Source organism: Knoellia pratensis (genome assembly GCF_042666395.1).
Lineage (GTDB): Bacteria > Actinomycetota > Actinomycetes > Actinomycetales > Dermatophilaceae > Knoellia > Knoellia pratensis.
This window is the reverse complement of sequence record NZ_JBHTDJ010000002.1, coordinates 104,520-126,468: the sequence shown is the minus strand read 5'-3', so window position 1 is coordinate 126,468 and position 21,949 is coordinate 104,520. Positions and strand designations below refer to the sequence as shown.

19 protein-coding genes are annotated in these 21,949 nt (G+C 68.7%); 9 read left to right on the top strand and 10 right to left on the bottom strand.

The window, feature by feature from the left end:
* Positions 1-22: 22 nt before the first annotated feature.
* Positions 23-1,225, bottom strand: a complete 1,203-nt coding sequence (locus tag ACFQRE_RS07710; RefSeq protein WP_380120746.1) for a 5-(carboxyamino)imidazole ribonucleotide synthase — start codon at positions 1,223-1,225, stop codon at positions 23-25.
* Entirely contained in the window at positions 1,222-2,172 is a 951-nt protein-coding gene (locus ACFQRE_RS07705) for a glycosyltransferase (protein WP_380120743.1), read from the bottom strand. The genes ACFQRE_RS07710 and ACFQRE_RS07705 overlap by 4 nt, the downstream gene beginning before the upstream one ends.
* A 104-nt stretch (positions 2,173-2,276) precedes the next feature.
* Here ACFQRE_RS07705 and ACFQRE_RS07700 point away from each other — a divergent pair, with 104 nt between their 5' ends.
* Together ACFQRE_RS07700 and ACFQRE_RS07695 are read left to right on the top strand one after the other, a co-directional pair.
* Complete coding sequence (locus ACFQRE_RS07700; RefSeq protein ID WP_380120741.1) at positions 2,277-4,922, top strand: YfhO family protein; 2,646 nt, start codon at positions 2,277-2,279, stop codon at positions 4,920-4,922.
* Positions 4,919-5,434 carry a GtrA family protein gene (locus tag ACFQRE_RS07695; RefSeq protein ID WP_380120739.1) on the top strand — a complete coding sequence of 172 codons (516 nt, stop codon included), beginning with the start codon at positions 4,919-4,921 and terminating at the stop codon, positions 5,432-5,434. Before ACFQRE_RS07700 ends, ACFQRE_RS07695 begins: the two co-directional genes overlap by 4 nt.
* A gap of 3 nt (positions 5,435-5,437) precedes the next feature.
* Here ACFQRE_RS07695 and ACFQRE_RS07690 read toward each other — a convergent pair whose 3' ends face one another.
* From ACFQRE_RS07690 to ACFQRE_RS07675, 4 genes are read right to left on the bottom strand one after another with little or no spacing between them, the layout of a single operon-like run.
* Positions 5,438-6,457, bottom strand: coding sequence for a sensor histidine kinase (locus ACFQRE_RS07690; protein WP_380120736.1), 1,020 nt, complete (start codon positions 6,455-6,457; stop codon positions 5,438-5,440).
* A 6-nt stretch (positions 6,458-6,463) separates the two neighbouring features.
* Positions 6,464-7,141: a response regulator transcription factor gene (locus tag ACFQRE_RS07685; RefSeq protein ID WP_380120734.1), complete on the bottom strand. Its 678-nt coding sequence runs from the start codon at positions 7,139-7,141 to the stop codon at positions 6,464-6,466.
* Between the two features lie 28 nt (positions 7,142-7,169).
* On the bottom strand, positions 7,170-8,228 hold the full coding sequence (locus ACFQRE_RS07680) for an adenylate/guanylate cyclase domain-containing protein (RefSeq protein ID WP_380120731.1): 1,059 nt from the start codon (positions 8,226-8,228) through the stop codon (positions 7,170-7,172).
* 13 nt (positions 8,229-8,241) lie between these two features.
* Entirely contained in the window at positions 8,242-9,003 is a 762-nt protein-coding gene (locus ACFQRE_RS07675) for a biotin--[acetyl-CoA-carboxylase] ligase (RefSeq protein ID WP_380120729.1), read from the bottom strand.
* 24 nt (positions 9,004-9,027) lie between these two features.
* Here ACFQRE_RS07675 and ACFQRE_RS07670 point away from each other — a divergent pair, with 24 nt between their 5' ends.
* Complete coding sequence (locus tag ACFQRE_RS07670) at positions 9,028-10,668, top strand: acyl-CoA carboxylase subunit beta (RefSeq protein ID WP_380120726.1); 1,641 nt, start codon at positions 9,028-9,030, stop codon at positions 10,666-10,668.
* Positions 10,669-10,682: 14 nt separating this feature from the next.
* On the top strand, positions 10,683-10,895 hold the full coding sequence (locus ACFQRE_RS07665; RefSeq protein WP_380120724.1) for an acyl-CoA carboxylase epsilon subunit: 213 nt from the start codon (positions 10,683-10,685) through the stop codon (positions 10,893-10,895).
* 57 nt (positions 10,896-10,952) lie between these two features.
* Here ACFQRE_RS07665 and ACFQRE_RS07660 read toward each other — a convergent pair whose 3' ends face one another.
* Positions 10,953-11,609 (bottom strand): MOSC domain-containing protein, encoded by a 657-nt coding sequence (locus ACFQRE_RS07660; protein ID WP_380120721.1) that lies wholly within the window; start codon positions 11,607-11,609, stop codon positions 10,953-10,955.
* 69 nt (positions 11,610-11,678) lie between these two features.
* Between ACFQRE_RS07660 and ACFQRE_RS07655 the strand changes: the two genes are divergently transcribed.
* Together ACFQRE_RS07655 and ACFQRE_RS07650 are read left to right on the top strand one after the other, a co-directional pair.
* On the top strand, positions 11,679-12,593 hold the full coding sequence (locus ACFQRE_RS07655; protein ID WP_380120719.1) for an endonuclease domain-containing protein: 915 nt from the start codon (positions 11,679-11,681) through the stop codon (positions 12,591-12,593).
* Between the two features lie 125 nt (positions 12,594-12,718).
* Positions 12,719-14,452, top strand: coding sequence for a DUF885 domain-containing protein (locus tag ACFQRE_RS07650; protein WP_380120717.1), 1,734 nt, complete (start codon positions 12,719-12,721; stop codon positions 14,450-14,452).
* Between the two features lie 75 nt (positions 14,453-14,527).
* Here the strand turns inward: ACFQRE_RS07650 and ACFQRE_RS07645 are convergent, their stop codons facing one another.
* The gene (locus ACFQRE_RS07645) at positions 14,528-15,805 is read right to left on the bottom strand and encodes a lipase family protein (protein WP_380120715.1); all 1,278 of its coding nucleotides are present in this window, start codon (positions 15,803-15,805) and stop codon (positions 14,528-14,530) included.
* Positions 15,806-15,933: 128 nt separating this feature from the next.
* On the opposite strand from ACFQRE_RS07645, the gene ACFQRE_RS07640 reads away from it, so the two are divergent.
* The 3 genes from ACFQRE_RS07640 to ACFQRE_RS07630 all read left to right on the top strand — a co-directional run bounded on the left by ACFQRE_RS07640 (position 15,934) and on the right by ACFQRE_RS07630 (position 18,961).
* Positions 15,934-17,835, top strand: coding sequence for a Na+/H+ antiporter (locus ACFQRE_RS07640; RefSeq protein WP_380120713.1), 1,902 nt, complete (start codon positions 15,934-15,936; stop codon positions 17,833-17,835).
* Positions 17,835-18,500, top strand: coding sequence for a Maf family protein (locus tag ACFQRE_RS07635; RefSeq protein ID WP_380120711.1), 666 nt, complete (start codon positions 17,835-17,837; stop codon positions 18,498-18,500). Before ACFQRE_RS07640 ends, ACFQRE_RS07635 begins: the two co-directional genes overlap by 1 nt.
* Positions 18,501-18,601: 101 nt before the next feature.
* Complete coding sequence (locus ACFQRE_RS07630) at positions 18,602-18,961, top strand: hypothetical protein (protein WP_380120709.1); 360 nt, start codon at positions 18,602-18,604, stop codon at positions 18,959-18,961.
* Positions 18,962-19,120: 159 nt separating this feature from the next.
* On the opposite strand, the gene ACFQRE_RS07625 is transcribed toward ACFQRE_RS07630, so the two are convergent.
* Both ACFQRE_RS07625 and ACFQRE_RS07620 read right to left on the bottom strand, forming a co-directional pair.
* Positions 19,121-20,683, bottom strand: a complete 1,563-nt coding sequence (locus tag ACFQRE_RS07625; RefSeq protein ID WP_380120707.1) for an acyl-CoA carboxylase subunit beta — start codon at positions 20,681-20,683, stop codon at positions 19,121-19,123.
* A gap of 29 nt (positions 20,684-20,712) precedes the next feature.
* Positions 20,713-21,900: an acyl-CoA dehydrogenase family protein gene (locus tag ACFQRE_RS07620; RefSeq protein ID WP_380120705.1), complete on the bottom strand. Its 1,188-nt coding sequence runs from the start codon at positions 21,898-21,900 to the stop codon at positions 20,713-20,715.
* Between the last annotated feature and the right edge of the window lie 49 nt (positions 21,901-21,949).

The window sequence follows — 21,949 nt, the reverse complement described above, 5'->3', positions numbered from 1 at the left end:
GAAGGTGATTCGTTGGTGCCGGTCATTCGGTGATCGCTCCCTCGATGTAGTCGGCCGCGTGTCGCGCCCGCTCGCGCAGGTCGGCGAGGTCGTCGCCGCTGACGTTGACGTGCCCGATCTTGCGACCGGGGCGCACACCCTTGCCATAGAGGTGCGCCTTGATCTCCGGGTCACGCGCCATGACGTGACGGTATGCCGGGTAGAGCTCCGGGTGTTCCCCGCCGAGGATGTTGCCCATCACCGTCCACCGGTGCCGCGGCTTCGGCGAACCGAGCGGCAGGTCGAGCACGGCCCGAAGGTGCTGCTCGAACTGTCCCGTGATCGCTCCGTCCATGGACCAGTGGCCGCTGTTGTGCGGGCGCATCGCGAGCTCGTTGACGACGAACTCGCCGCCGGGCAGCTCGAAGAGCTCGACCGCGAGGACGCCGGTGACACCGAGCTCACCAGCGATGCGCAGGCCGGCTTCGGTGGCGCGGGCCGCGAGGTCGGGGTCGAGGTCGGCCGCGGGGGCGATGACCTCGGTGCAGATGCTGTCGGTCTGGACCGTCTCGACGACGGGCCATGCCGCGGCCTGTCCGGATGGACTGCGGGCGAGCAGCACCGCCAGCTCGCGGCTGAAGCCGACCTTTTCCTCGAGGAGCAGCGGCGAGTCCTCGGCCGCGGCCCGCTCGAGCCAGTCGGTGAGCTCGGCGGCGGAGTCGATGACCCGCACGCCCTTGCCGTCGTATCCACCGCGAGGCGTCTTGGCGACGATGGGCCATCCGACCTCGGCGCCGAAGGCCTCGACATCCACGGCCGTGTGAGCCGCGGTCCAGCGAGGGCACGGGATGCCGAGCGCGGTCAGCCGCTCACGCATGGCGAGCTTGTCCTGGGCGAAGACGAGCGCGTCGGGCGTGGGGTGCATCGGGATGCCGGCGTCGAGGAGGGCGGTGAGCACGTCGGCGGGGACCTGTTCGTGGTCGAAGGTGACCACGTCGCACTCACGGGCGAACGCCAGGACGGCGTCGACATCGGTGTGCTCACCGACGGGCGCCGAGGGGATGACGAGCGCGGCGCTGGCGTCGGGTGCCTCGGCGAGGACGCTGAGCGTGAGCCCGAGCTCGACCGCGGGTCCGGCGCACATGCGCGCGAGTTGCCCTCCCCCGATGATGCCGACGACGGGGAACCCTCCCGGCGCCCGGCGCGGTGGTTTCCCCGGCGTCGCTCGGGCGGTTGTTCCTGTCACGCCGCGGTGTCCTTGACCCAACCCGGTGCGGGAAGGCGCAGGTAGGACAGCCGGGCGTTCTCCTCACGCCCGTGACGGATCGCGTCGAGGATGTAGCCGACCGCGAAGGTCAGCCCCGCGATGGTCATGACCGCCGCCGCGAGGATGGCTGTCGGGAAGCGCGGCACGAGCCCCGTGTTGACGTAGTCGCTGATCACCGGGATGCCGAGAATGATGCTCACCAGGGCGAACAGCGCGGCAATCACGCCGTGGAACAGCACCGGTCGCTCGTGCCGAGTGACGCGCAGGATCCAGCGCAGGATCTTCCAGCCGTCGCGGTAGGTGCGCAGCTTGCTCTCGCTGCCCTCGGGTCGGTCCTTGAAGCCGATCGGGACCTCGGCGACGGGGATGCGCAGGTGGAGGGAGTGGATCGTCAGTTCCGTCTCGACCTCGAACTCGCGCGAGAGGGCCGGGAACGACTTCACGTAGCGGCGCGAGAAGACGCGATAGCCACTGAGCATGTCGGTGAACGTGGGACCGAAGAGGGCCCCGACCACTCCGGTCAGGGCCTTGTTGCCGGTGGCGTGCCCGGCCCGGTAGGCCGTGGACGTCTCCTGGACCCGAGCTCCCACGACGTGGTCGAGGTGGTTGTCGAGCAGGGTCCTGATGAGTTCGGGCGCCGCCGCCGCGTCATACGTGTCGTCCCCGTCGATCATGAGGTAGACGTCCGCCTCGATGTCCCCGAACGCGCGCCGCACAACGTTGCCCTTGCCCTTGCGCGTCTCCGTGCGCACAACCGCTCCTGCTGCCGCCGCCATCTCGCTCGTCCTGTCGGTCGAGTTGTTGTCGTAGACGTAGATCGTCGCGGTGGGGAGGGCCTTGCGAAGGTCCTCCACCACCGTCTGGACCGCGGCCTCTTCGTTGTGACAGGGCACGATGACGGCGATCGTGGGCTCGGTGATCTGCATGCATTCCTCTCAGCCATGGGCACTCGCCGACGTGCGGGCCCAAGCCGGCACAGCCTAACGGCACTCATGTACTGTGGCCTCGCGGCACAGGCACAGGGGGTTCGATGGCAGACACGGCAGACGGGGCGGTCACCGCTCTCGCTGTGCCGCACAAGGAGCCCTCTCGGCCTCGCAGATGGGCCACCGTGCTCGCCGCCCCTCTCGCTGCGGCACTGCTGAGCGTCGTCACCGCGTGCATCGCCGGTTGGGTCAGGGGCACCTATCCCTTTGGAACCAGGACCCGCAACACCAATGACCTCGGCGAGCAATACGTCCCGATGCTCACCTATGCCCGGGACGTGATCACCGGGAACGCCCACGGGGACCTGCTGTTCAGTTGGCAGAGCGGCCACGGGGTGCCCGTGCTCGGCGACTCCCTGGCCTACGTCGGCACGACCTTGTCGTGGCTCGTCCTGCTGTTCCCCCGCGACCGGATCGACCTGTCCCTCTTCGCCATCTATGTGGCGGCCCTGGGGCTGGGTGCCGCCTTCATGACCCTTTTGCTCCGCCGGCTGCGCCCGAGCGCGCCGGCGGCGCTCGCCGTGGTGGGCGGCGTTGCCTACGGAACGGCCGCCTGGCCCGTTGAAACGGCATACATGACCATCTGGCTCAACGGCATGGTGGCCTTCCCCGCTCTGTGTCTGCTCGCCGACTGGGTGATGGAGCGTGGCACCTGGCGACAGTGGGTCGCTGGCCCGCCGCTCGTCGCACTCGCTTGGACCTCGCACTTCTACACCGTCTACATGGCCACGATCGGGGCTGCCGCCTTCGTCGTGCTTCGGGTCCTCACCGTGTCGGAGACGCCTTGGAGGCAACGCCTCGCAGGTCTGGTGCGGACCGGGGCGGTCTTCGTGCTCGGCATCGCTCTCGCCGCTCCCCTCCTCGTGCCCGTGTACCGCCTTGTCCAGAACGCCACCCCGAGCCCCAAGGTGGACTTCGTCGCGGCGCCGTGGGACATCTTCCTGGCGCGCCTGCTGCCCGCGACCGGGGGCGTGGCCGACACCCCCGCCATCGCCGTCGGCAGCCTCATGCTGGTGATGGCGTTGACGACCATCGCCAACTCACGGCTGCGGATCGTGGAACGCGTGGTTCTCCCCCTGGGACTCGTCCTCATCCTGGGGTCGATGCAGCTGCCGAGCACTCACCTGGTGTGGCACGCCTTCGACTCACCGAACGGCAACCCCTATCGGCAGTCCTTCATCGCGTGTGGCTTCATCGTCATCGTCGGCTGGATGTCCCTGTCCGTCGGCGTGAGCCGCAGAGTTGTCCTGGCTTGCTGCGCGGTGGTCGCTGCACTGCTCTGGTGGGTCCATGACCTGCGCGACACCACACCGCTCACGACTCCGGTCGCTGCTGCTGGCCTGCTCCTCATTGCGCTCCTGTGGGCCCGGCAGTCCACCAACGCGACCCCACCGCCACCCGCAGGACGGTCGGGGCGCCTCTCGAGGCTCGCGCCGGCGTCCTTCGTCATCGGGCTTCTGCTCGTCATGACGGTCGCCGAGTCGACCCTGTCACAGGTGGCGATCGACTCCCGCCGAAGCGAGGTCCTGAGTGCCAAACCGATGACGCTCGAGCTCCGCGCCGCGGTTCGTGAACTCGTGCAGACCCATGACCAATGGCCGCAGTTCCGCACCAGCCCGGGCTCGACGATGTCGGTCAACGACCCCATGCTCGTCGGTGGAGAGGGCAGTGAGTTCTACACGAGCACGATCCAATTCGCCATCACGCAGCTCCACATCGGGCTCGGATGGGGTTACAGCTCCTACGGCCGCGCCCTGGTCGACCCCGTCACCCCCGTGACGGACGCCCTCTTTGCCGTCCGGAACCACGTGGTCGCGACCGACACGGCGGGGCAGCCGACCCCGCTGTCGATGAGGACCCAGGACGCCGCCCCGCTGGTCACGGTCCGCCCACCCACACCACGACCTTCAACGTTGCCGTCCGTCTGGGGAGCCCACGAACGAGCACTCGGAGCCGCCCTCTACGACCTTCCCGTCCCGACGTTCACCGCGGAAGGAGCCACCGTCGCGCGGAACCGGCGTGGCTACACCGCACGGAGCACCTCCACAGCGCCGGGCCGCTTCACCATGAGCGTCCAGTGCCAGCCCGGGAGTGACGCGTACCTCTACTCCCCTGCGCTCGTCGGGACCTTCACCGTCGACGGAGCCCGCCGCCTGGCACTCAAGGCCATCGCCAAGCGGCCCGGCGTCTACACGGCCCTGCCGCTGGCCTTCCTGGGAAGCGTCGGAACGGATGGACGGTTCGATGTCGACGTCACCATGATCACGCCCCAGACGCGCCTCACGCAGGCACCGGTCGGTTGCCTGCGCCCCGGGGCCCTGGAATCGGCGATCACGTCGCTGCAGTCCACGGCGGCGACCGATGTCGCCACGACCGGCCACTCCATCGGCTTCGCGGTGGCCCCCTCCACGTCTGCGCGCAGTGCCGTCCTCTCGGTGCCCCTCGTCCCGGGCTGGTCCTGCTCGGGGCCGGTGAGCGACGCGACCCCCAACTCGTTCCAGGGCCTCTTGTCGGTGGGCTTGTCCTCGCGTGGCGGCACGGTGGAGTGCAGTTATCGCCCACCAGGCATGCGTCTGGGCGCTGCCATCGCGGCGGGTGCGCTGGGACTGTGGTTGATCCTCGGAGTCGGTGCCCTGCTTCTCGGGCGGCGTCGTGACAGGTCAGCCTCAACCGTTACGCTCGCCCGGTGACGTCCACGACGCCTGCCAAGGGCCTGATCGCTCGCCTGCGCGGAGCCGTGGATGTGCTCTATCGCGAGGTCATCAAGTTCGGCGTCATCGGCGTGGTCGCCTTCGTCATCGACATGGGCAGCTTCAACCTGTTGCGACACACGATCCTCGACGACAAGCCGACGGCGGCGGTCATCATCTCGGCCTCGATTGCCACGGCATTCGCGTGGGTCGGCAACCGTGCCTGGACCTTCCGCCACCGACGCAACCGGCCAGCCCACCACGAGGCCGCGCTGTTCGCCGGCACCAACGGTGTCGCCCTGCTCATCCAGGCCGCAGCGGTGGCCTTCTCCAACTACGTCCTCGGGTACGGATCGCTCACGGCCGACAACGTGGCGAAGGTCGTCGGGATCGGGCTGGGCACCCTCTTCCGATTCTGGGCCTATCGGCGGTTCGTGTTCGCCGGGGAGCCGATCGACGTCGACCAGTCCCCCTTGGCCGACCTCAAGAGCCGCGCCGACGACCAGGCCTGACGGTCAGTCGTCGGCTTCCGAGAGGAAGACGGCGAAGACCGCGGGCTGCGCGCTCACCAGTTCGAGCCGCCCGCCGTTGTCCTCGGCGAGGTCGCGGGCCAGGGTCAGCCCAAGGCCCGATCCCGACGACGAGACCGAGCGCTCGAAGATGTGCGGCGCGATCGTCGGGGCCACCCCGGTGCCCTCGTCTCCCAGTTCGATGACCACCGACGGTCCGGCGCGACGAGCGGCGATGTCGACGGTGCCGCGCCCGTGCGCGAGGGCGTTCTCGATGAGCGTCGAGACGATCTGACCCAGGGCCATGGGGGTGGCCCGGACCCGCAGGCCGCGCTCACCGTGGATGCGCATGCTCCGCTTCGACGCTGCGAATGCTGGCTGCCACTCGCGCTGGAGCGAGGCGAGCACCGCGTCCAACGAGACGCTGGGACGGGTCGGGTCGCTCACGCGGGTGCGGCCCATGAGGTCGTCCACCACCTTGCTGAGCCGGTCCACCTGCGCGATGGCGACCTGGGCCTCCTCCTGCACGACGGCGAGGTCGTCCGTGGACGCGATCTCGTCGAGCCGCATGAGCAGCGCCGTGAGCGGCGTGCGGAGCTGGTGGGAGGCGTCCGCAGCGAAGTCGCGTTCGGCGGCGAGGTTGCGCGTCACCTGGGTGGCAGTGCGTGACAGGACGTCGCTGATGCGGTCCAGCTCACCGATCCCGGAGTCGAGCGGCAGGAAGCGGGACTCCCCCGCGCCCAGCCGTTCGGCTCGGTCGGCGAGCGCAGTGAGCGGGTCACCGAGGAGCCTCGCCCGGCGTTGCGCCACGAACCAACCGGCCCCGAGGCCGAGCAGGACCAGGGCGAGGACGACGCTCGACACGATGACCACGCCCTGCAGCCCGGACGTGCGCTCGACGAGGCGGGTCCGCGTCTCGGCGGGCGCGATCGCCAGGATGATTCCGAGGGCGAAGAGCGGCACCCCGAGGAGCGCGAGGGCGGCGCCGACCGCCGCCAGTGTTGACCTCAGCAGGAGCCGACGCATGCGAAGTCATTCCCCTGCAGGGTCGAACCGGAAACCGACGCCACGGATCGTCGTGATGTAGCGCGGCTGCATCGCGTCGTCGCCGAGCTTCTTGCGCAGGACGGAGATGTGCATGTCGAGGGTCTTGGTCGAGCCGTACCACGCGGTCTCCCACACGTCGCGCATGAGCTGCTCGCGGGAGATGACCTTGCCTTGGTTGCGGGCGAGGACGCGCAGGAGCTCGTACTCCTTGGCGGTCAGCTGGATCTCCTCGTCGTGGAGGAAGACGCGGCGCGACTCGGCGTCGACTCGGATGTCGACCAGCCCGGTCGGGACCACCTCGGGGATGCCTCGGCGGAGCAGGGCCCGCGCACGCGCCAACAGCTCGGCCAACCGGAATGGCTTGGTGACGTAGTCGTCGGCACCGGCGTCGAGCCCGACAACGGTGTCGACCTCGTCGGCGCGCGCCGTGAGCACCAGGACGGGGACGGTGTGGCCCTCGCCGCGCAGGCGGCGACAGACCTCGAGACCGTCCATGGTGGGCAGGCCGAGGTCGAGGACGACGAGATCCGGGTTCTCACGGGCCGCTTCGAGCGCCTCGCGCCCGTCCGCCCGGACCTCCACTTCGTACCCCTCGCGGCGCAGTGCTCGGGCCAGGGGCTCTGAGATCGCCGGGTCGTCTTCGGCGAGCAGCACACGAGTCATGCCGCGATGCTAGTCGTCGCAAGGTGATTCACGCGTGCTGATCCCACGGACGGTCGCGTCGCGCCCCTTTGGAACGCGCCAGTTCGAAGGGCGTGATGGTCCCGATCCCGCGCAGATGGCGACGGCGCTGCTCGATCATCGAGAAGCCCGAGAGGGTGCTGAGGGAGCGCGCCACCTCGTCGTCGACGAAGACCCGACCGGGTGGGGTGACGGCCGTGAGGCGGCTCGCGCGGTTGACCGTCGTCCCGAAGACGTCGCCCAGTCGGCTGATGACCTTGCCGTAGGCCATGCCGACCCGCACGTCGGGCAGGAGCGGGTCCTCCCCCATGGCGTCGACGAGGTCGAGACCGATCGCGGCTGCGGCATCGGCGTCGACATGGACGAAGAGCACCTCGTCGCCCACGGTCTTGATGATGCGTCCTCCGTGAGTCGTGACGACGTCGCTGGCGAGCTCCTCGAACCGCTGCACGAGAGTCCCGAGCTGACGCTCGGTCATCCGGCGCACGAGCGAGGTGAAGTTCACGAGGTCGGCGAACCCGACGACCCGCAGGGGCGCGCTCGGGTCGTGGTCGGTGTCGCGCGCGTCGGCGAGCATGCGCGTGATCGCGGAGGTGAGGTGGCGACGCCACACGTAGACCATGAGTGGTTCGAGCTGGTCGACGATGTCGACGAGCGCGGTCGCCGCGGCCTCCGCCACACCGCGGTCGGGCACGGAACGCGCGTCCTTCTCGCCGATCTCGGCTTCCTGCTCGGGCGGCGTGAGGTACTCCGCCACGAGCTGGGTCTGCCACACGGCAAGGCGGTCGGAGGTGCGGGCAAAGGCACGCGCCATCGCGAGCGCGAGGTCCTCGTCGAGATCATTGTCGCGCGCGAGATCGGCGACTCGACGCAGCGCATCGAGATCGGCCTCGGTGAACATGAGATCTTCGTCATCGACGATCTGGAAGCCGAGGGCATGCCAGAACTTGCGCGCGGACTGCACCGACACCGATGCCTCGCGGCTGATCTCGCGTCGTCCCATCGTGGCCGGGCGCCCGAGGAGTCGCTCCGCGATTTCGGCCTCGAGGTCGCGCGGGATGTCGCTCACCTGCAGCCTCCGCTCATCGGACGTGGACGACGTCACCCGCCGCCACGGCATACGGACCGTTGTCCGTGCTCAGGCACAGTCTGCCGTCTGCATCGATCTCGGTCGCGACTCCGTGCACCTCACCCTTCGGAAGGTGCGCGGCGACGGTGCGCCCGAGCGTGCCGCACGCGGCAGCGTAAGCAGTGCGGACGGCATACGCATCGTCGTCCAGTTGAGTCAAAAGTGTTGCGAGAGAACGAAGGTATGCCGTGAGCACGCTCTCGCGGCTCACTCCCGGTACGCCGGCGAGACGGAGCGAGGTGGCCCGGTCGACGGGGAGGTCGGCACGCTCCTGGTCGATGTTGACGCCGGTGCCGATGACGACGCCGGCGGGGGTGAGTTCGGCGAGGATGCCCGCGAGCTTGCGGTCGTCGTCGGCGGGGACGAGGAGGTCGTTGGGCCACTTGAGGCTGATCTCGACGCCGCTGACCTCGGTGAGGGCGTCGCGCAGGGCGAGGCCGACGACGAGCGGGACCCAACCCAGCGGAGCGGTGGCAGGACGGGGCACGAGGACGCTCGCGGCGATGCTCGTGCCGGGAGTGGTCGTCCATGCCCGGTCGAGACGACCCCGTCCGTTGCGTTGCTCCTCGGCGGTGACGACCCGCCAGGGTCTGGGGTCGCGGGCGAGCTCGGCGTTGGTGGAATCGACGGACTCGTGCACCTCCACCGGCAGCCACGGAGGGCCGGGTGTGATGAGGGACGCATTCATCGACTGAGCGGCAGCAGGTGGGGTCACGAGGTCAAGGCTAGAGTCGCCCCCATGGCTCAGACGGACACCCAGCCCACCGGCGGAACCGACCTCCCCGCAGCGGACACGGGCATCGACATCCACACCACTGCCGGCAAGCTCGCCGACCTCAAGCGACGCGTCGGCGAAGTGGCCCACGCCGGGTCCGAGCGTGCCGTCGAGAAGCAGCACGCCCGCGGCAAGAAGACCGCCCGCGAGCGCCTCGACCTGCTCCTCGACGAGGGCTCCTTCGTCGAGATGGACAAGTACGCCCGACACCGTTCGGTGGCGTTCGGCCAGGACGCGAACCGGCCCTACGGCGACGGTGTCGTCACGGGCTACGGCACGGTCGACGGCCGGACCGTGGCGGTCTTTGCGCAGGACTTCACGGTCTTCGGCGGGTCGCTTGGTGAGGTCTTCGGCGAGAAGATCACCAAGGTCATGGACTTCGCGATGAAGGTCGGCTGCCCGGTGGTCGGGCTCAACGACTCGGGAGGTGCGCGCATCCAGGAAGGCGTGGCCTCGCTCGGGCTCTATGGCGAGATCTTCCGCCGCAACGTCCACGCGTCCGGTGTCATCCCGCAGATCTCGCTGATCATGGGCCCGTGTGCCGGTGGAGCTGTCTACTCCCCCGCCGTCACCGACTTCACCGTCATGGTCGACCAGACCTCGCACATGTTCATCACCGGACCCGACGTCATCAAGACCGTCACGGGTGAGGACGTGGGCTTCGAGGAGCTCGGTGGAGCGCGGACGCACAACTCCAAGTCCGGTGTCGCGCACTACATGGGCACCGACGAGGAAGACGCCATTGAGTACGTCAAGTCGCTCCTGTCCTACCTGCCCTCCAACAACATGGAGGAGCCGCCGTCGTTCGAGGACGGCGAGCTGTCCCTCGAGGTGAGCGACGAGGACCGCTTCCTCGACACGATCATCCCGGACAGCCCCAACCAGCCCTATGACATGCACCAGGTCATCGAGGCGCTCGTCGACGACGCCGACTTTCTCGAGGTGGCGCCGCTCTTCGCGCCCAACATGGTGATCGGGTTCGCCCGCATCGAGGGCCGCTCGATCGGCATCGTGGCCAACAACCCGATGCAGTTCGCGGGGACCCTGGACATCGACGCGTCAGAGAAGGCTGCCCGCTTTGTCCGGACGTGCGACGCGTTCAACGTGCCGATCCTGACTCTGGTCGACGTGCCCGGGTTCCTGCCCGGGACCGACCAGGAGTGGGACGGCATCATCCGCCGAGGCGCCAAGCTCATCTATGCGTATGCCGAGGCGACCGTCCCCTTGGTCACGGTGATCACGCGCAAGGCCTATGGCGGCGCCTACGACGTCATGGGGTCCAAGCACCTCGGCGCCGACATCAACCTCGCGTGGCCGACCGCCCAGATCGCCGTCATGGGTGCACAGGGCGCGGTCAACATCCTCTACCGCAAGCAGCTGGCCGCGGCCGCCGAGCGCGGCGAGGACGTCGACGCGGCCCGCCAGTCGTTCATCGCGGAGTACGAGGACACGCTCGCCAACCCCTACGTGGCGGCCGAGCGGGGCTACATCGACACCGTCATCACGCCGTCGAACACGCGCATGAACGTCACGAAGGCGCTGCGGGCGCTGCGCACCAAGCGCGAGACCCTCCCGCCCAAGAAGCACGGAAACATCCCGCTGTGATGGACGAGTCGAACATGGCCCAGCAGGCGATCGAGGTCATCGGCGACGCCACCCCCGAACAGGTCGCGGCCCTCGTCGCTGTCCTGTCGGCAGCGTCAGGTGGCGCCGTCGAGGTAGCGCCGGCCCGCCGCACCTCGGCGTGGTCAGCACCCGCTGGCCTGGTGCGCCGCCCGGTCTCCCCGGGCCCGCGCTCGGCAGGTACCTGGCAGCGCTCCCTCCGCCCCTAACCCACCCAATAGGACGGTTGGGGACACAACACGCCGGCACGTATGCCGCCCGCTCGCTTACCGCTCCCAGCGCTCCAGCTTCCCCGTCAACTCTTCGTGGTCAGCTGCCGTCAGTGCCTGTGCGGCAAGAACCTCGCGGGCGACCTCTCGATCACCCATCCAGGCTCGGAAGACGGCAGGCACCGTGACGCCGTGAGCGGGGCGCCACGCCACCTGGATCTCGTCCTCGGGTCGAATGATCCCGGCCTGGGTGACCGCCAAGTAGGCGCCGGTTCGACCGCGGGCAGTGAATGCCTTCATCCATCCCGGAACGCCCATGTGCGCCGCAAAGGTGGCGCAGGGGATGCGAGGTGAGGTCACTGTCAGGACAACAGAGCCACCGATGCGCCACTGCTCGCCGACGACCGAGGAGTCGACGTCGAAGCCCGCGGTGGTGAGGTTCTCACCGAAGGCGCCGGGCTCAAGTTCACGACCAAGATCGGTCGACCACCAGTCCAGTTCCTCGCGGGCGACGGCATACACCGCCTGCGTTGATCCGCCGTGGTGCTTCAGATTGACGACCGCATCGCCTTCGACTCCGCTCGCACCAGTGCCCTTGGGCCCTGGGTCGAAGACGACGACCTCGTCAGTCGCGCGCTTGTCGATCCCGGTGGGGCGCTTGATGATCCCCACCGTCGGGCGGCCGACGTTGACCGAATGCACGCGAGCTGTCATGTGCTGCAGCCTAGGTGGGCCTGTGGATATCTCGAACTCGAATTCCCACGGAGCCGTCAAAGTAGGGCGATGTCCGATTTCGATCCCTTCCGCCCCTTCCTGACTGAGTGGGCGCGCACGGCAGGCATGACGAAGCGGGAACTGACGGGGCCGGCATACCGACAGATCTTCCGTGGAGTGCACGTCAGCGCAGTGGTGCCTGACTCTCTCGTCGTGCGCGGCCGAGCTGCCATCTTGCGTGCACCCGAAGGAGGCCTCCTCAGCCACGAGACCGCTGGCCAGCTGTGGGTGCCGTCGTGGCCCCGGAGCAGCGACGTGAACATCGCCTACAGCCGCGACGTCCGCTCGCTGGGAGATGGCCTGCGCACCCATCGATTCACCTACGCGATGGAGCGCTGGTATCGGCACGGCCTTCCTGTCACCGGGCCGGCGATGACGTTCATCCACCTCGCGGTGCGTCTCGACCTCGCTGGGCTCGTCTGCTTCGGCGACCGGTTGGCGGCACGAGACGCCATCTCGCCCGAGGACCTGGTGGCGGCTGCGCAAGCGTGGGAAGGGCACGGGCGACGGGCCGCGATCACCGCCGCACGGTTGGTGCGGGCGCGTTCGGAGTCCGTGCCCGAGACGCAGTCGCGACTGCTCGTCGTCTTGGCGGGGCTACCCGAGCCCGTGTGCAACCACCCCTACCTCGTGGGTGGCATCGAGCGCTACCGGCTGGACCTTGCGTGGGTCGAATTCAAGGTGGCGCTCGAGTACGACGGGCGGTGGCACGACGAGCCCGAGCAACGACGCAAGGACAAGGCGCGACGCAAGGAGATGCGCGACGCTGGATGGATCATCATCGTCATCCGGGCGCAGAACCTCTATGACGAACCTGACGACGTCGTTCGCGAAGTGGGGCAGGCCCTGCGCGCGAGGGGCTGCCCGGTCACCACGAGTCTTGACTACCAGCGCTGGTTCCAACCCCGTGGGCTGATCGCCTGAGTGTCCCCAACCGTCCAATTGGGTGAGTTCGGGAAGGGAGGTGGGCGGACGACACACCCGCCAGGTCGTCCCCAACCGTTCAATTGGGTGAGTTCGGGACGGGGCGCGCGGGTAGCGTGCGGCGGGTGACTGACTCTGCTGCCGTGCCCACTTCCGGCCTGCCCACCTCTTCGCCGACTTCGCACCGCTCTCCCACGCCCGTTGATGCCATCGCCGAGCGGCACTTCGACGCCGTCATGGCGAACAGCCCGATCGAGGCGACCTACCTCGGCGTCGACGTGCGCCAGGACGAGCTCGACGACTTCTCGCCCGAGGGTTATCGCGCCCGCGCCGATCTCGCCCGCGCCACCCTCGCCCAGCTCGTCACCGCCGAGCCGGTCGACGACATCGACCGCGTCACCATCGCCGCGATGCGCGAGAGGCTCCAGCTCGACCTCGACCTCCACGAGGCGGGCCTCGACCAGTGCGACCTCAATGTCATCGCCTCACCGATGCAGTCGGTGCGTGACGTCTTCGACCTCATGCCGACCGCCACGCAGGAGCAGTGGGCGACGATCACCCGCCGCCTCGGCGCCCTCCCGACAGCCCTGCAGCAGTGGCGCAGTTCGCTCCTCGCCTCGGTCGACGCAGACCCCACCCGCATCTCAGCGCGCCGTCAGTTCGAGTCCTGCATCGCGCAGTGCGACGACCTCGTCGGTGACGACGGCTTCTTCGCGACGTTCGCGGCCGATGCCCGCACCGACGGTGACCTGCCCCTGCCTGAAGCGCAGCAGGCCGACCTTGTCGCAGCAGCCCAGCGCGCCGCCGACGCCTACGCCGACCTCAAGACCTTCCTCGCCGACGAGCTACTCCCCCGGGCCCGCACCGAGGACGCCGTCGGACGCGAGCACTACCAGCTCGCGAGCCGCGTCTTCCTCGGCGCGACGGTCGACCTCGAGGAGACCTACGCATGGGGCCAGGAGGAGACGGCCCGCCTCGACGCCGAGATGCGCAGGACAGCGGACCGCATCGTCCCCGGCGGGAGCGTCAAGGACGCGATCGCAGCGCTCGGTGAGGACCCGGCATACCGGCTCGAAGGCACCGAAGCTCTCCAGAGGTGGATGCAGACCAAGGCCGACGAGGTCATGGACCTGCTCGACGGTACCCACTTCGACATCCCGCAACCGGTGCGCACCATCGAGTGCCGGATCGCGCCGACCCACACGGGCGGCATCTACTACACCGGACCGAGCGAGGACTTCACCCGCCCCGGCCGCATGTGGTGGTCGGTGCCCAAGGGTGTCGAGACGTTCGGGACCTGGGCCGAGCTGAGCACGGTCTATCACGAGGGCGTCCCGGGCCACCACCTCCAGGTGGCGCAGACGACCTACCGCGCCGAGCTGCTCAACCGCTGGCGCCGGATGCTCTGCTGGGTCAGCGGGCACGGCGAGGGGTGGGCGCTCTACGCGGAGCGGCTCATGACCGAGCTCGGCTTCATGGACGACCCGGGCAACTACCTCGGCTTCCTCAATGCACAGTCGCTGCGCGCCGCCCGCGTCGTCCTCGACATCGGCATCCACTGCGGCTTCGAAGCTCCGGCCGAGGTCGGGGGTGGCGAGTGGACCTATGACAAGGCGTGGACCTACCTCAACGCGCACAACAACGATGCCGAGGCGTCGCTGCGCTTCGAGCTCGACCGCTACCTCGGCTGGCCGGGCCAGGCTCCGAGCTACAAGATCGGCGAGCGCATCTGGATGCAGCTGCGCGACGAAACCGCTGCAAGAGAGGGCGATTCGTTCGACCCCAAGGCCTTCCACCGCCGCGCTCTCGACGTCGGCTCTGTCGGTCTCGATGTGTTGGTGGAGGCCATGCGCGCCTGACAAGACCACAAGGTATGCCGGTCGCCCGAGGTTGGGGCGACCGGCATACCTTGCGTGTGGTTCAGACCCGAAGGGTCACCAGATCGCCCAGCAGCCGTTGAGCTGCGGGAGCCCGGCGAAGCGCGCCTCGAAGAACTCGAAGCTCTCGGCGAGCGAGGGCGCGGCGCCGCCGACGTGCAACGGCACGGCGTTGGTGGAAAAGCGGATGTTGGCCCCGCGGCCACACCAGTCCCTGGCGAGCTGCTTTCCGACCGCGTAGGGGATGACGTCATCGAGGACCGAGTGCGAGACGAGCACCGGCATGGCCGGCTTGCGGTTGCCGATCCGGTTCTCGGCCATGATCCCCTTGAACGGCTCCTCGGCGAGGTAGGCGGTGAGGGGTCGCCCGTCCTTGGTCAAGGTGGCCGAGTTCTGGAAGGCGGAGTTTGCGAGGTCGAAGACGCAGCTGTTCTCGGTGCGCTTGGTCACGGCCCTGCCGGCGTCGTTGAGATAGGCGTTGATGTCGACGCCGTGGCCTGCGGACAGCCCGAGGAGGGCGTAGTTGAGGAACTCCGCGTAGAGGCTCTTCTCGAGGTTGGCAGCGACCTTCGTCAGGTCTGCCGGGACCGCTCCGGTGACAGCACCCTTGATCCTGAGCTCTGGGGCGTAGGTGCTGGCGAGCTCGGCCGCGGATGCGGCGCCACCGCCACCCTGTGAGTAGCCGTGCAGACCAATCGGAGTCGTGCTCGTGAGGGTGGTGCCCGGGCGATTGAGGGCTGCGCGGGCGATGTCGAGAACGGCCTGGCCCTGCACCGCGCGGTTCATGTAGGTGTGCGTGCCCGGGGTGCCGAGGCCCTGGTAGTCGGTGATGGCAACCGCGTAGCCGCGGGCGATGAAGCCCTGGAGCAGGTAGTGCTCGTACTCGGTGAACGTCTCGGCCATCTGACGTGACGGGGCGCAACGGTCGCCCACACCCTGGGTGCCGACCGCGTAGCTGATGAGCGGGCGTGACCCGACGCCGAGGTAGGGCGCCTTCGGCTCGAAGATCGTGCCGGTGACGGCGATCGGGCGAGCCAACCGGTCCTTCGAGGCGTACATGAGGCGGGTGGCGGTGAGGCTGTAGTTCGACAGGCCCAACGGGTCGATGAAGAGGGTGGCCGGCTCGGTACGGATGATCGTCCCCGACGTGGCGGGGATCGAGGTCGGCGGCTCGTAGAAGGCCGGCCGCGGAGGCTCGGGGGTGTTGGTGACGGTGGTCGCGCCGGCAGTGCCGGGGACGGAGTCGGGACCAGCCGATGCGGGCGCGGCGACCGCGGCCACGAGGCCCAGGGCAGCGAGCGGGACGAGGGCCCGACGGAACATGCGTGACGTCATTGTCAGCCTTTGGTTCGAGTGGACGAAGACTTCGCGGTGGCCCGAACCTACCGGCGGGTAACCGACGTCGCAAGACTTACGGTCACGTAGGTTGCGTCACACAATCAGCCATCCACGACAATGAGCGCGTGAACCTCGCCCTCACGCTCGCCGCCATCGCCGTGACCGTCATCCTCGTGGCGCGCCTCAGCGCGCCGTTCGGGCTGCCGGCTCCGATCGCCCTGCTGGTTGTCGGGCTCATCGCGTCGGTCCTGCCGTTCATCCCGGAGGTCTCGCTGGACCCTGACGTCGTTCTCCTCGGCCTGCTTCCACCGCTGTTGTATGCCGCCGCGCTCAACACCTCCCTCGTCGACATCCGCGCCAATCGCCTGCCGATTCTTGGCTTGTCGGTCGGCCTCGTGCTCTTCACGACGTTCGGCGTCGCGCTGCTCGCGTGGTGGTTGCTTCCGGCAGTGCCGTTCACCGTGGCGGTGGCACTGGGCGCGATCGTGGCCCCGCCGGACGCCGTGGCGGCCACAGCTGTGGCGCGCGGAATCGGACTGCCCCGGCGGATCACGACAATTCTCGAGGGCGAGTCGCTGCTCAACGACGCGACCGCTCTCGTGACCCTGAGGACCGCGATCGCCGCTGCCGGCCTCGCGACGTCGCATCACGGATTCGCCTCTGACGGGCCGGTATCCATAGGTTCCGTGGCCCGCGACTTTGGCCTCGCTGTCGTTGGCGGCGTGGGCGTTGGCTGGGTCGTCTTCATGCTCATCGGCCTCATTCGCAAGAACCTCAACGAAGCGACGTCCGACACGGCCCTGTCGTTCGCGGCGCCGTTCCTGTCCTACCTGCCGGCCGAACAGCTCGGCGCCAGCGGCGTACTCGCGGTCGTGACCACCGGACTCCTGCTCGCGCACAAGTCCTTGGTCCTGCAGTCCGCTGCCTCGCGGCTCAGCGAACGCGTCAACTGGGCCAGCATCACCTTCCTCCTCGAGAACACCGTCTTCCTCCTCATCGGGCTGCAACTGTCGAGCACCGTCGCCGACGTTCAGGCGAGCGAGATCAGGCTGGGTCGTGCCGTCGTCGTCGGACTCGTCGTGCTCGTGGCCGTGCTCGTCCTGCGACCGGTGTGGATGTTCCCGTTCAGCTGGATCTCCGCGCGACTCGGGGGCGCAGAACGTGTGCCGGGCAAGGCGGCCAGCATCGCCGTCACGTCCTGGGCCGGCATGCGCGGCGTGGTCACCCTGGCTGCCGCCCTCACCCTCCCGCCGGATACTCCGGAGCGCCCCACGCTCATCCTCATCGCCCTCATCGTCACCGTCGGAACCTTGGGCCTGCAGTCCTCGACGCTTCCGGCGCTGGCCCGCGCCCTGGGTGTGCGAGGACCGGACCCGCGTGAGGACGCACTTCAGGAAGCCACCGTCGTGCAGGCCGCGACGGGCGCCGGTCTGCGCTCGCTCGATGATGAGCCAAACCTCGATCCCGCTGTGGCACATGAACTTCGCAACAACGCGGAGCTGCGAGTCAACCGCATCTGGGAGCGCCTTGGCACCTTGGGTCCGAGCGAGTCGGAGCCGCCCACGGAGACTCGGCGGCGATTGCGCATGGTCATGCTCGACGCCGAGCGCCGCGAGCTGGTCCGCATCCGTGACGAGGACGATGTCGACCACGAGATCCTGTCCAGCGTCATGAACCAGCTCGACGCGGAGGAGGCTGCCCTGACCTGGAGCATGAACCGAGCCGCCCGGTTGCGTGACTCGCCACTCCTCACGCCGGACCAGGTTTCGCCGGGTTGCGACCACCTCACCTCCCTGCCCGACTGCGCCGTTCCCACCAGCCCCGAGGGCTGCGTGGACTGTCTGCGAGAAGGCATGACCTGGGTCCACCTGCGGGTCTGCGTGTCATGCGGCAACGTCGGCTGCTGTGACTCGTCCCCGGGGCAGCACGCCGCGAAGCACTTCACGGCGAGCCAGCACCCTGTGATGCGTTCACTCGAGCCGGGCGAGGCGTGGCGCTGGTGCTTCGTGGACGAGGTGTTGGGGTGATGGGCCCCGCGTCCCTCGTCCTCGCCTCGGCCTCCCCCGCCCGACTCGCGACCCTGCGCTCGGCGGGGGTCGAGCCCACCGTCCAGGTGAGCAGTGTCGACGAGAACGCGGCCCTCGCGGCTGCCGAGGCGATCCACGGACCCCTCTCCCCCGCCGACGTCGCCCTCCTCCTCGCCCGGGCGAAGGCCGAGGACGTCGTGCGCGCCCGAACCGATGGCGACGAGCCCGAATGCCTTGTCCTGGGCTGTGATTCGGTGCTCGAACTCGATGGGGAGATCCACGGCAAGCCCGCCGACGCGGCCGAGGCCACCGCTAGGTGGCAACGCATGCGGGGCCGTTCGGGAGTGCTCCACACGGGCCATTGGCTGGTCGATGACCGTGACCCGGACGACGGCGGGACGAGTGGTGTCGTCGGCGCCACCGCCTCGACGACCGTGCACTTCGCGAACATCGACGACGACGAGATCGCGGCCTACGTCGCGACCGGCGAGCCGCTGCACGTTGCCGGAGCCTTCACCCTCGACGGACTCGGCGCGCCCTACGTCCGGGCGATCGAGGGCGACCCCTCCAACGTCGTCGGCGTGTCCCTGCCACTGCTGCGCGACCTGCTCGCCGAGCTCGGCGTCCCTTGGCACACCCTCCGCACTCCCAAAGAACCTGTTTGACGGATTGGAAAGTACTTTCCTAGGGCTGCCCCATCGACAACGACAGGGGGGACCGCGACCGCCGCATCCACGGCCTCGCCACCGCCGGTTTCGGACTCCTGGTGGGCGTCTACGTTGCGGCCTACCGGCTCGTCGACGGGAGCGGTTGGGGTGAAGGGATACTTCTCACGCTCTACGTCGTCACACTGTTCAGCCTGGCTGCGTGGCAACGGCGCTCGGCCAACACGCTCCCGCGCAAGGCGCGCCAGATCGGCTACCTGGGGGTCGTCGGCTCAGCGCTCCTCGTGATCGCGTCGATCATCTGGATGAACGTCCGCCAGGGCGACAACCGCATCGCCGGTATCGGCGACCAGCCCGACCACTGGTGGGTCCACGCGATCGTCGGCGCTGTCACCTCCCTGCCGTCCCTGGCCGCCGGACACGTGATCTTCTACGGCCGACGCCCGCGATCCCTGCGATGAGCCCTGCAACGGGTCACGCCCCGGTTCAGCATCGTGGCGGCCCTCGCGACGGTCGACGAGAACGACTTCGCCACGAACGTGGCTGTCGCTCACGAGCCGCGGGCGGACGGCATACGCAAAGCACTTGGCCGCGCTGCGCGCGATCGCCGGCGGCTGAACTCAGACGGGGGGTATGCCGCGTCGCTTGGTCGCGAAGGAGCGGTCCCGGTGCGCGGCATAGCGCAGGCGCCGAAGCAGCTCGTCGCGCAGGTGCTCGGGCTCGGTGATCTGGTCGATGACGAGGTCTGACGCGAGGCGTTCGAGATCGACGTCCTCTTCGTACTCGCGCCGCTTCTCGGCGACGAAGGCATCACGAGCCTCCACTCCCTCAGCGGCCTCGACCTCGGCGATCTTGTTGGCGTAGACGGCGTTGACGGCGGCCTCGGGTCCCATGACGGCGATGCGTGCCGTGGGCAGGGCGATCGTCGCGTCGGGACCAAACCCCGGTCCGCCCATGGCATAGAGCCCGGCGCCGTAGGCCTTGCGCACGATGACGCAGAACTGCGGAACCGTGGCGCTGGAGACTGCCGACACCATCTTGGCGCCGTGGCGGATGATGCCGCCGCGCTCGACCTCGGAGCCGATCATGAAGCCGGGCACGTCCGCGAGATAGATGAGCGGGATCGAGTAGGCATCGCACAGCCAGATGAAGCGAGCAGCCTTGTCGGCGCTGTCGGTGAAGAGCACGCCACCCTTGACCATCGAGTTGTTGGCGACGATGCCGATGGTCTCGCCGTCCATGCGGCCCAGACCGATGACCAGCTCGGGCGCGAACAGCGCCTTGATCTCGAAGAAGCTGTCGTCGTCGACCAGTCCGTCGATGACGTCATGGACGTCGAACGGCTGGCTCTCGCGCTCGGGCACGGAGACACGGGTGAGCGGTGCCAGCGGCGCCTCGGCCTCGTAGGACGGAGTCGGCGACTGCCAGTTCTGCGGCACGTAGGAGAAGTAGAGCTTGGCCATCTCGATGGCCTCGGCATCGTTCTGGACGAGGATGTCGCCCACACCGGAGACGGTGCAGTGCATCCGCGCCCCGCCCATGTCCTCAAGCGAAACCTTCTCTCCCACAACCATTTCGGCCATGCGAGGGCTGCCGAGATACATGGACGCGTTGCCCTCGACCATGATGAGCAGGTCGGTGAAGCTCGGGATGTAGGCGCCGCCCGCAGCCGACGGGCCGAAGAGGCAGCAGATCTGCGGGACCTTGCCCGAGAGTGCCACCTGGTTGTGGAAGATGCGCCCCGCGCCGCGGCGACCGGGGAACATGTCGACCTGGTCGGTGATGCGGGCACCGGCGGAGTCGATGAACCAGAAGATGGGCAGTTCCTCGCGCAGTGCCATTTCGGTGGCGCGCACGATCTTCTCGACGGTGAGCGCCCCCCAGGACCCGGCCTTCACCGTCGGGTCGTTGGCAATGACGATGACGGGCCGGTCATCGACCGTGCCGCGGCCGGTGACGACGCCGTCAGCGGGCAACCCCTTGGAGAGGGCGTTGGCGTAGCGGCCGTCCTCGATGAAGCTGCCCTCGTCGATGAGCAGGGCGATGCGGTCGCGGACATAGAGCTTGCCCTGGGAGGCGAGCTTGGCGGCCGCCTTCTCGGGCGCGGTCGCCGAGGCGGCGTGCGCGAGTTCCAGGCGACGACGAACGTCGGCAACCTTGGGATCGGACTCACTCACCGGCATACTCCTCACTCTGTCAGGCGCGTGCGGGATCAGGACGGAAGGCCGAAGTGGCGCGCGATGAGCATGCGCTGGACCTCGCTCGTGCCCTCGCCGATCTCGAGGATCTTGCCGTCACGATAGAAGCGGGCCACGGGGTACTCCTCCATGAAGCCGTTGCCGCCGAAGATCTGCACGGCGATGCGGGTCGCGGTCACGGCGGCCTCGCTCGAATAGAGCTTGGCGATCGAGGCGGCCTGCTTGACCTCCTTGACGGAGCGCCGACCGGCCTCCAGCTCGTCCTTGAGCCACGCGGCCTTGTAGGTCAGGAGGCGGGCGGCCTCGACCGAGACGGCGAGGTCGGCGATCTGGAACGAGACACCCTGGTTGGCGCCGATGGGGCGACCGAAGGCCGTGCGGGTCTTCGCGTAGTCGGTGGAGAGGTCGAGCATCGCCTGAGCCATGCCGACGGCCAGGGCCGAGATCGCGATGCGCCCGTCGTCAAGCGTCTTGAGGAACTGCTTGAAGCCCTGCCCCTCTTCGCCGAGGAGGTTGGCCTCGGGGACACGGCACCCCTGGAAGGTCAGTCCGTGGGTGTCCGAGATGTGCCAGCCGAGCTTGTCGTAGGCCGGCTCCACGGTGAATCCCGGTGTGCCAGAGGGGATCATGATCGCGCTGATCTGGGCGTTGCCCTTGTCGTCCGTGCCGGTGCGGGCGGTGACGGTGACGAGCGACGTGATGTCCGTGCCGGAGTTCGTGATGAACGCCTTGGCCCCGTCGACGACCCACTCGTCGCCGTCGCGGACGGCCCTGGTGCGGGTGGCGCCGGCGTCGGAGCCTGCGTCAGGCTCCGTGAGACCGAAGCCGGCAAGCGCGCGACCAGCGACGAGGTCGGGCAGCCAGCGCTGCTTCTGCTCCTCGGTGCCATAGGTGAGGATCGGGTTGATGCCGAGGCCGACGCCCGCCGACAGGGTGATGCCGATGGACTGGTCGACGCGACCGAGCTCCTCGATGGCGACGCAGAGGCTCGTGAACGCCCCGCCCTCTTCGGGGTCGAGGCTGCCGCCGAACTCCTCGGGCACGACGAGGCCGAAGAGCCCGAGGTCGCCCATCTTGGGGACGAGGTCTGCCGGGAAGTGGTGGTCCTTGTCCCACTGCGCGACGTGCGGTGCGACCTCGCGCTCGGCGAAGTCGCGGACCACCTTGCGGAAGTCCTCGTGGTCCTGGCTGAGCTCGAACATCGGTGTCCTTCGTCTGGCGATCGGGTCTTGACGTTGACGTAAACGTAAA

Coding starts and splice junctions, on each gene's coding strand:
- ACFQRE_RS07705 (WP_380120743.1), bottom strand. CDS start 2,172: ATGCAGATCACCGAGCCCACGATCGCCGTCATCGTGCCCTGTCACAAC.
- ACFQRE_RS07700 (WP_380120741.1), top strand. CDS start 2,277: ATGGCAGACACGGCAGACGGGGCGGTCACCGCTCTCGCTGTGCCGCAC.
- ACFQRE_RS07690 (WP_380120736.1), bottom strand. CDS start 6,457: ATGCGTCGGCTCCTGCTGAGGTCAACACTGGCGGCGGTCGGCGCCGCC.
- ACFQRE_RS07685 (WP_380120734.1), bottom strand. CDS start 7,141: ATGACTCGTGTGCTGCTCGCCGAAGACGACCCGGCGATCTCAGAGCCC.
- ACFQRE_RS07670 (WP_380120726.1), top strand. CDS start 9,028: ATGGCTCAGACGGACACCCAGCCCACCGGCGGAACCGACCTCCCCGCA.
- ACFQRE_RS07665 (WP_380120724.1), top strand. CDS start 10,683: ATGGCCCAGCAGGCGATCGAGGTCATCGGCGACGCCACCCCCGAACAG.
- ACFQRE_RS07660 (WP_380120721.1), bottom strand. CDS start 11,609: ATGACAGCTCGCGTGCATTCGGTCAACGTCGGCCGCCCGACGGTGGGG.
- ACFQRE_RS07655 (WP_380120719.1), top strand. CDS start 11,679: ATGTCCGATTTCGATCCCTTCCGCCCCTTCCTGACTGAGTGGGCGCGC.
- ACFQRE_RS07645 (WP_380120715.1), bottom strand. CDS start 15,805: ATGACGTCACGCATGTTCCGTCGGGCCCTCGTCCCGCTCGCTGCCCTG.
- ACFQRE_RS07635 (WP_380120711.1), top strand. CDS start 17,835: ATGGGCCCCGCGTCCCTCGTCCTCGCCTCGGCCTCCCCCGCCCGACTC.
- ACFQRE_RS07625 (WP_380120707.1), bottom strand. CDS start 20,683: ATGCCGGTGAGTGAGTCCGATCCCAAGGTTGCCGACGTTCGTCGTCGC.
- ACFQRE_RS07620 (WP_380120705.1), bottom strand. CDS start 21,900: ATGTTCGAGCTCAGCCAGGACCACGAGGACTTCCGCAAGGTGGTCCGC.